Consider the following 8,794-nt stretch of genomic DNA (forward strand, 5'->3'; position numbering starts at 1 on the left):
AAAATTGTTGTTTAATTTGGTGTTGACATACCAATTTCATCTAGGATTGATTGATCTATATCTTTATACTGTTTCAAGAATTCTTTTATTTTATTAAAGCAAATTTCTAGACCGAGATTAACTACAATAGAAAGAATAATATCTACTTCATCATAGGAATCTGTATTCCATAATCTAGTGAGAATACGATCAATCTCATTTCGTATATCACTTCTTAATAACTCGTATGTTATTACTTGTCTGTCTGTTAGTTGACTAAGGATTACTAAAAAGTCATTTTTGTCATTATTATTTTTAAAGTGGTCTAATGCATTTTGAAACATTGATAGTAGTGTTTCAGTAGGTATTCTATCGGGTAGATTTTCAATTCATTTATATCCATATTTCATTTTCCTTATATCGGAATATGAACTTCATTTAAAGATTGATTTTTCGTCCATGTTCCATCTGATTTTAACTGTTTATTCCTTATTTTTATCTGTGCAGTCCATCTGGGTCCTGATACTGATCCTAACTCAAGAATGAACTTTCAACCTATTCATTAATTGTTGAAGAAATGAGGCTAGGTTCTGTTGATTCATTGTTTTATAATTATTTGCCAAATAATCTAGTGCACTCCACACTTTTGCCATTTTAATCTGTTTTGTTAATTGATCAACTGAAAAAGGAAATGTAATAGTATTATTTCTCCAATATGAAATGTATTTTTTTGCAATTTCATATTCTAATGACCCATCTTCACTTCCAAATCCCGGCATAGTAATAGCTAAATCAATTGCAGGATTACCATATCCAATACGTTCAAAATCAAATGACACTAAAATGCCATTATCTCTGACCCCCCAATTTGTTGGATTTGAATCACCAGAAATGATACAAAATTGTGTAAATATAACTTGAGATTGTTCCTTTATGTGACTTATAGTCGCATTTAATTCAATAGGTAGTAAATATTGAACTCTTTCTGTTAACTCCTCATCCCAGATAAATTGATAAGGATCATTTATTTTAATATCGGAGTTCAAACTCTTTGAATGTAATTTATACAGTTGGAATATTTGTTCTGTATCTGCTTTCCAACGATTTTTTGGGAATGGATGCGGAATATGCTCAATAATAATCCAATTCTCCCCATCTTCTTCACAAAAGAAGTAGATCTCAGGGATATTGATGTTATTATTTTTAAAAAAGGATGCATGCTGGGTATAAATATCAAATTCTCTCTTTTGGGTACAATTCTTTAAAATGTAAGATTTATTTATTGAGTTAATTCTGTATGAAAACACTCCTCTTTCTGGATTAGCTCCACTCAACCCATCTATTGAATTAATAATTACATCGTTGTTATTAAAAAAAGACTCAACAAGAACAGGTAAACTTTTCATGGCTCCTCCTAAAAGTTTAAGTTAGAAAAATTTCTCTTTTTCATAATTCTTTTCTTTCAACAATCCTGCTACGTTCAATAAATTCAATTTAAGGATGCGTTGATCCTTCTTGGATCAACGCATCCTTAAATTGAATAACTGCGAAATTTCTATGTAGCTGAGACAAAATGGTCTTTATGTAATATTGGAACTGTTTGATAAACATTTCATCGAACGTTGAAGTGAGTTATTTATTTGCTCAATTACGAGAGTTGTAAGCATATAAATGGTCGCCTCGATTTCTAAAATAGCCATTACAGCCACTATTGAAAACCCACCACTTCTCCCGAGTTAGTATAAACAAAATACTTTTTATTATTTTCATTTAATAATGTAAGTTCTGTACCAATTGGCATTTCGAAAATAGTCATTATTGCAGGCTCTAATTCGAAAATGGTCCCCCAGTAAAAAATTGACATATTAGACGCATCTGCAAGAAAATTCTCCGTATCAATATCTGAAAAAATTCTCCACCCATTATCCAACTTGTTTTCAGGTTCTTCTTTAATACACCATTTTAATTGACCAATCCCTTTTAAATATTATTAGATACAACACACCCACCTAATCCACTGCTTTTTTTAACTCATCATCTCCATAACTTTTTTCAGATCTTCAGTACCACGTTCTTCAATTATTTTCCTTAATGAATAACCAAATTTATTTTCATCATTAAAATTCGGACGTTTTTCTAAACATTGTAGAATAAAATCGAATCCTTCTTTTGTACGTTCCTTTAACACTTCTTGCACTAGAGACATAATTGCAGAATTTCCAATTTTTTTATCTTTTAAATTTAAGTCAACATCCCTTTCAATCAATTGATTAGCCACGTCTATTGCACCGATACAGTTGATATTAGCTGCTAAAAAGTGCCATTCATTATAACCGTCATTTGAAATAATGTTAACATTTGCATCAAGACCTAGTAAAAAAAGAGCGATATCAAACTTTCTACTAATCAAGGATTCTTCAAGTAAACTTATACCGTTTTCATTAACAGCGTTTACCACTTCTTCAATAGCTTTATTTTCAACATTCAACTTCTCCATAAATTTTCTGAGGTTCCCAAATTTTATAACCGTCCAAAAATCAGATTTATGAATATCCATTTACTTATTTAACCTCATTTATATCAGTTTCTTTTACCTTTGCCAGTTTTGTAAAGAATAGAACATATAAGCCTGCCATAAATTCTATTAATCCTCCCAAAGCAATAGAAAACCCAATTCCTATATATTGAGCCAGAAAACCAAATAATACATAAGCTACAGGCAATAATACCACACTGATTATTGTAATAACTGCATACACTTGGGGGCTATCAGATAGTTGTGTAGTGGCAGAAATTTGGTTTTATAACTCATTATCCAACCAACCCAATAATTTAGGAATCTGCTTTGCATAACTCTTAATATCATATATTGTTCCTGTTACTTGGGTAGTTCCCAGCTGCTGTTCTTCTTTGTCTGAACATTCAATTCCTAGAGACCGTTTTAAACTATACTCAAGCCATCCTAATTTGCCTAAGTATCCATTTGCTAAGACCAATTTCCAGTAGGAAGGTAGTTCACCATATCTCTTTTTATATCCACTTATAAAAGTAAAAAATCGTTGTTTATTTATTTCTCCTTTTTCATTTTTAGACCAGTAGATTGCCGTTTCAATTAAATCTTGCATCGGATTTATAAAACCAGCTGATTCCCAATCGATAAGGACTGGATTATGAAAGTGCCACATAACGTTCTTAGAATCTAAGTCTCTATGGCTGATTACCATATTTGATGAAAGTAATTCTGATGCTTCTATTGCAGATGAATTCCAATCATATAGGCTATCGAGGTTATTAAGGAGTATCTCAGCCCATTCTAATCGATTTTCTTTACCCTTTTGCAAATAGTAATTCCAATCAGTTGGTTCTTCAATATCAGATTTCTCATTGGGTATAGCTAACTCTGAGAAATCAGTTCTGTGTATATCTGCAAGTATTCCACCTATTTTTTCGCAATGACTTTCATCAATTTCATCCTGTTTCAGACTTTTACCCTCTATCCAATTAAAAACAATATAAAATTGACTATCTACTTGCTGAATAAAGCCACCATTAATTTTTTTTGATGGAAGAGCTGGTATCTTAGTTGATACAAAATTAGCTATCTTTTCTGAATTGATATAGTTTTGCATTGCCTTTGGTCTAAGCATTATTTGAGGATTTAATAATTTTATTGCATACTTCCCTTGATTGGTTTGAATGTAATACATTCTATGTAATAGCCCACCTGAAATAGGTTCAGGGATATTTATTAACTCACCAAGTTGAGACGTTTGACACAAATTCTTAAATTCTAATTTATATTCTGTATCACTCATATTTTCACCTACCTTTTAGCCATTAAAAAATTGTTCTTCTTAAATAATCCTGCTCGTGAGCTGAAAAGACCTTCGTATAAATAATACCATAAAAAGTAAATTTAACTTCACCTTATTAAAAATTGGAGTCTTTGATGCGTTGAATTTCAATTTCTAAAATTACTGTATTCATTGAAATCGCATGAACGTCTGAAGTTGTTCTTGTAAAATCCGTACCCTTACCTGCAAAGTCTCCTCATACACTTTTTCAGCGTTTTTAAGATTTCTTAGTTCTCCTACTTACTGCGTTCTTAGAAGTACCCTTAAACAAGATTTGCCGAACATGAATTTATAGAATAGTACTCTTATGTTCCAAGAAAAAAATAAGCAGGTAAAATTCTTGAGTCATTTGTTTCAAGGTGTTGCTCCGTGTATTTCTCGTTCACCATCTGCAACTAAATATTCCGGAAATATTATATATTCATTTCCTCAAATTCTTCACATCTGATGATCTTCATATCAATCCTGTGTATTAATGTCTGTCTGCAAAAATCCTTCTAAAACATTCATAATAATCTCACCTTTCTACAATACCTGGAGTGCATGTTGCTAAAATTTCTATTACATCATTTGGTGTTAAAAACACATAATGTTCTATTTGATCAGGCTCGTAAATACCCGAACTTTCTTCTAGAAACCACTTTAAATATTCAGAGTTTTTGATTTTAAATAACGTCCACTCGCTATAAAATTCTGTATCGTATTGTTGCTCTAACTCATTTAGTTTTTTTAGTAATGAACCTTCATCTGTATTTCTATAGGAAAGTACACCCTCTTCAAACGTAAATACAATTTTCTTTTTATCTTCCTCATCACTAAACTCTAAAATTATACCCTCTTTATTATCAATAAAAGAGTCATTATATAATCTAGAAGTTAATCCTTTTATAGGTATCCATCTTTCCCAAAGTTCCAATACTCTTCCTCCTATTGCAATTAATAACGAAACTTAATATTATTTTTCCCGTCTTGAATTTCAATAGTTGGGAGTGCTATCAATCTCACTTCTATCTGCTGATAGCTGGCTGAAGGTTCAATGTGGGCAGTTGGTTGATGTGATGGACTGTTTCACGTTGTTCGTCAGGCAAGCCCGGGTGTGATTTCATGCTACAGAAAGCCTTCGTGCATGTACCCGTCTTAAAGCGGCTCCGCCTTCATGTCTTTTATGGCAGCAAACGAGGATATAAAAAATCCCGAATCATGTTTTTTGCACATGACTCGGGAGACGGTAGCCAGGTTTCAACCGTTTTCTTCACAAATCTTCCTTATCAATTTATTTCAAATTCCTTATAGAATGTTTGGAAAGAAGTGAAAAACAGTAAGCTCCTAAATACTCCTTACATCTAAATATAAGTTGAATACTTCTTTTCTCTACAGCTTGAATCCATAAAAATATTTTTGTCCCTTTTCCCATTTTTTTGTTGAAAGTCTATCTACATACTCAATAAAATGTTTAAAAAGATTTGTACTAACACTCGTGTCGTACTCTCCTGGTACTTTCTCACCGGTCCAGATCGATAATAAAGATGGAATCAATTCCATTTCTAATGGCTCATTATGATTCATTGCAACCATAACTCTCTGCATTAACATTTTAGTTAAATCTCCAGGAAAAGCTGGTATTTTTTCAAAATAATAGCTTTCCAAATCATTCTCATCACAATAATTAAAATAAACGTTTCCTATTTCGTCTATAGTTGCTTCTTCTCCAACCTCATCTTCAAAACCTAGAAAAAAGTCAATTGAATCTTTAATAATAACAACTGTACCACTAATGTCTTCCCATTCTTCTAGCAACGCCAATAAGTAAGGAATGATCTCAAGAGAAAGTGACGTCACAGCTGCTGATGCAAAAGTATTTATTGTTTCTTCTGTAGCCCTACTAAGAAATCGGAAATTATTCGTATCCCTCAAATCATCATGTGTTGCGACAGCTAAAAAGACTCTAATACATAAATTCAAAACAGCTTCATCTTTGGTCTGATTCATTAATTGAATCAATAAAGGTTTTTGCGAAAAATCTCCTATTTTATATAATTCTATTAAGTTACATAAAGCTTCTTTTTCTGTAACAGCTTTTAATATATTTTCTTTAATTTCAGATTGGGTTACAGTTGATTTTTCTCCAAACCATATGCTATTCATAAGATTCTCTCTTTCTCGCATAAATTACCTACTTTTATTCATTGAAGTACCTTTATCTCGTTGCCATTTCAATACTTTTTTTTGGAAAGTAGTAACCACATTATTACCATAAAAATAGTGCATCTTCATTCTCTAAATTAGCCAATCAAGGTGTATTCGTTCATTTACGATAATAAATTGCAATCTTCAATCCATTTTATTCATCGAAGCGTATTCCCTTAGAAAGAACCCATCCATTTAATCCGTACGAAGCATACAATTTATAGTAATGGTACCTATTTTCTTTCATATACTTCATTAATTCCTCAACATTTTCATAATCCATTGGCCAAAGATCATTCTTTTTTTTTATGTAACAACTCTTTGTTTTCTGAAGTAAACGAATCAACATCTTATTCAACACTATCAAAAAGTATGCTGTCAGATCATTGGTTTTCAAAATTAAACGCAAAAAACCCTTCAAATAAAATTGATAAATGCTTATCTTGTGCTTTTTCTACTTTCATATAAATTATCGAGTTTTCCAAATCTACTTGATAATTTCAAATTTTACTATCATGTAATTCACTCATAGTAATCCTCTCTCTATGAGATCTTCATTGTAATTAATGATAACCTTTAAAATAATAAATCTTACATCTAGTATCCAAGGAAAATAATTACTTATCAATAAGTCCATTCTCTCAAATATTAAAGTTAGACAATTCTAAAGTCCTATGGTAGAACTAGGGAAAAGTCCAATAAAAAAGTGCTACTTATATAAGTGCACTTTTGATGTTAAAGATCAATATGTACTTGATTGTAGGCAATCATGATTTCATCTGGATTCGCACGAAATTTTGAAGCTAATCCTTTTATAGGTACCCTTCTTTCCCAATGTTCCAATACTCTTTCTTCAGTAATAAATACCGCAGCATACCAATTCTTGACTTACACACTATAGATTGCACCCACACCAAAAAAAAGCAAGAAGCCTAAATACTAGACTAACCTAAATAAGTGAAACACAATAAAACACCTTCGAAATGTTACACTGAAACTAAGAAAACATTCGGAGGTGTTTTTGCATGGGCAAAAACGTCAAACCAAGAAAATATGGAAAAGTACCGGATCAAAAATGTTTCTCAAATTAGTAGTACGCATAAAACACGGAACTTCTACATGACTGTTATGGATCTTCAGTTCTTTTTCACCTTTTTGTCTCATATAGCCAAATGTTGCCCGTCCTCCTGCATATCCACCTTCCATCACCAATCATGGTTCAAATTCCATGCTATACTTCTTGCATAACTAAATCTAATAAAAAATCACCAAAATCATTAGCAATTAGTTCATAACTTTGACTTCCCAAATCAAGACCAGGCACAAAAGATACTACCTTTGGTTCCCCTTTTTCATCAAGTTGATTAAAATCTAAACAAAAAAGTTCATCGCTCCCAGTATCATAAATAACAAGAAGATTATTAGGTAGATTAATTTCTTTTCTTTCCGTTAATGTGTACCAAATTGCATCAGGAACAGAAGAATTTTCAAAATTATCATTAATTATTCCATAAATTTCTTGAGAACCGAAATTTCCTACTCCAAAAGTTTGTAAATAATCTAAATACAGCCCAGTAAATTTGACACCTAGCTTTTCTTCAGCCCATTTTATTAATTCATTTGACCGCCCTCCAATAAAGTCAGCCAAATCTTCATTGTCATGAATAATTTGCTTTGCTTTCTGATAAGTTTCAACACTCACTTTAATCCTCCATTCTCATATTAAAAGTCATTAGCTTATTTTCAGATCTGTATCTCTCAAAGGTGGTTTACCATGTATCATTTTTATATTTTGTTCTCACTCCTTCTTTCATTTTCTCTACTAATTTATTTAGCCACTCTAGAGGATTTAATGCAATAGCTGGAAAATAAACTTCGACATTATTTTGAATAATATGTTCTTTTTTCTGTTTTGTTAAATGACTATTCAAAAACATCTCACAACCCTTTATTGTTGAAATAAAACACTCTAGGCTAGCTTCATTTAAAAACTCATCTAATGCTTCTTCTGGAGAACGGATGTCTTGATGAAATGTTCCACCTAAAAAATCTTCCAACTCTTCTAAGTAATTATAAATTTCATCCATAAACTACCCTTCTTTCTATAAAACCAGATATCCTATTTAGTATTATTTTTTAGAATTGATTGCGTTATAAAAACAGTTAGAAATGAAAGTTAATATTTTAAAGCACACCGTGCAGATCATAGGACGAAAATAGACGTATTAAGATAATGCCCTTGGTATCAAAGTTCGGTCGGCTATCCCTTAAAATTGTTGTTTATTTTGATGTTGGCATACCAATATAATTCTATAAACGTTTTGAACGCTGCGATATCCGAATATCTTTCTAGGCGCGTCTTCTTCTACAAGCTCATTGCTTAATCATGCAGCTCGTCCAATCCTTCCATATCATTTTTCTTAATTTTGCCGCTTGTGATTAATGAAATCGTACATCTATTATCCTCACAAATAGGCTAGTTAGTCCCTTTACTATCCCAAACGGAACTCTATCAAATTTTTTTTATACGCTTCCATCAAAATAAGTTCTTAGTTTAACCATGTTAATCAATGGGTAAAAAATGCTTAATATCAGAAAATGGTAATTGGCTACAAACTAATTTTGCACCAAAATGACCTCAAACTCCAGTCAAAAAAATAGTAGGGAGATTATCTTATGTCAAATACTAAAAAAACAGGAATCATTGTCGTCGTTGTGCTAATTGCTCTCGAACTAATTTTCACTTGGTATTACCCACTTACCGTCGTAAGTTT

9 protein-coding genes are annotated in these 8,794 nt (G+C 31.6%); all 9 read right to left on the reverse strand.

All coding sequences use genetic code 11. From position 1 onward, the window contains the following. Window positions 1-515 precede the first annotated feature (515 nt). Window positions 516-1,385, reverse strand: coding sequence for a phosphotransferase family protein (locus A374_RS00115; protein WP_007200133.1), 870 nt, complete (start codon window positions 1,383-1,385; stop codon window positions 516-518). A gap of 302 nt (window positions 1,386-1,687) precedes the next feature. Further along, window positions 1,688-1,909: an immunity protein Imm33 domain-containing protein gene (locus A374_RS00120; RefSeq protein ID WP_007200134.1), complete on the reverse strand. Its 222-nt coding sequence runs from the start codon at window positions 1,907-1,909 to the stop codon at window positions 1,688-1,690. A gap of 96 nt (window positions 1,910-2,005) precedes the next feature. Further along, complete coding sequence (locus A374_RS00125) at window positions 2,006-2,536, reverse strand: ankyrin repeat domain-containing protein (RefSeq protein WP_007200135.1); 531 nt, start codon at window positions 2,534-2,536, stop codon at window positions 2,006-2,008. Window positions 2,537-2,540: 4 nt separating this feature from the next. Further along, on the reverse strand, window positions 2,541-2,702 hold the full coding sequence (locus A374_RS00130) for a hypothetical protein (protein WP_156793079.1): 162 nt from the start codon (window positions 2,700-2,702) through the stop codon (window positions 2,541-2,543). Window positions 2,703-2,780: 78 nt separating this feature from the next. Then, the gene (locus tag A374_RS00135) at window positions 2,781-3,794 is read right to left on the reverse strand and encodes a phosphotransferase (RefSeq protein ID WP_007200136.1); all 1,014 of its coding nucleotides are present in this window, start codon (window positions 3,792-3,794) and stop codon (window positions 2,781-2,783) included. Window positions 3,795-4,350: 556 nt separating this feature from the next. Further along, the gene (locus A374_RS00140; protein ID WP_007200137.1) at window positions 4,351-4,749 is read right to left on the reverse strand and encodes a hypothetical protein; all 399 of its coding nucleotides are present in this window, start codon (window positions 4,747-4,749) and stop codon (window positions 4,351-4,353) included. A gap of 455 nt (window positions 4,750-5,204) precedes the next feature. Beyond that, window positions 5,205-5,999 (reverse strand): Imm47 family immunity protein, encoded by a 795-nt coding sequence (gene imm47 / locus A374_RS00145; protein WP_007200138.1) that lies wholly within the window; start codon window positions 5,997-5,999, stop codon window positions 5,205-5,207. A 1,252-nt stretch (window positions 6,000-7,251) separates the two neighbouring features. Then, on the reverse strand, window positions 7,252-7,722 hold the full coding sequence (locus tag A374_RS00155) for an SMI1/KNR4 family protein (protein WP_007200140.1): 471 nt from the start codon (window positions 7,720-7,722) through the stop codon (window positions 7,252-7,254). 67 nt (window positions 7,723-7,789) lie between these two features. Then, entirely contained in the window at window positions 7,790-8,107 is a 318-nt protein-coding gene (locus tag A374_RS00160; RefSeq protein ID WP_007200141.1) for a contact-dependent growth inhibition system immunity protein, read from the reverse strand. Window positions 8,108-8,794: the final 687 nt, after the last annotated feature.

Source organism: Fictibacillus macauensis ZFHKF-1 (assembly GCF_000269865.1).
GTDB classification, from domain to species: Bacteria; Bacillota; Bacilli; order Bacillales; family Fictibacillaceae; genus Fictibacillus_C; species Fictibacillus_C macauensis.

Coding starts and splice junctions, on each gene's coding strand:
- A374_RS00115 (WP_007200133.1), bottom strand. CDS start 1,385: ATGAAAAGTTTACCTGTTCTTGTTGAGTCTTTTTTTAATAACAACGAT.
- A374_RS00125 (WP_007200135.1), bottom strand. CDS start 2,536: ATGGATATTCATAAATCTGATTTTTGGACGGTTATAAAATTTGGGAAC.
- A374_RS00135 (WP_007200136.1), bottom strand. CDS start 3,794: ATGAGTGATACAGAATATAAATTAGAATTTAAGAATTTGTGTCAAACG.
- imm47 (WP_007200138.1), bottom strand. CDS start 5,999: ATGCGAGAAAGAGAGAATCTTATGAATAGCATATGGTTTGGAGAAAAA.
- A374_RS00160 (WP_007200141.1), bottom strand. CDS start 8,107: ATGGATGAAATTTATAATTACTTAGAAGAGTTGGAAGATTTTTTAGGT.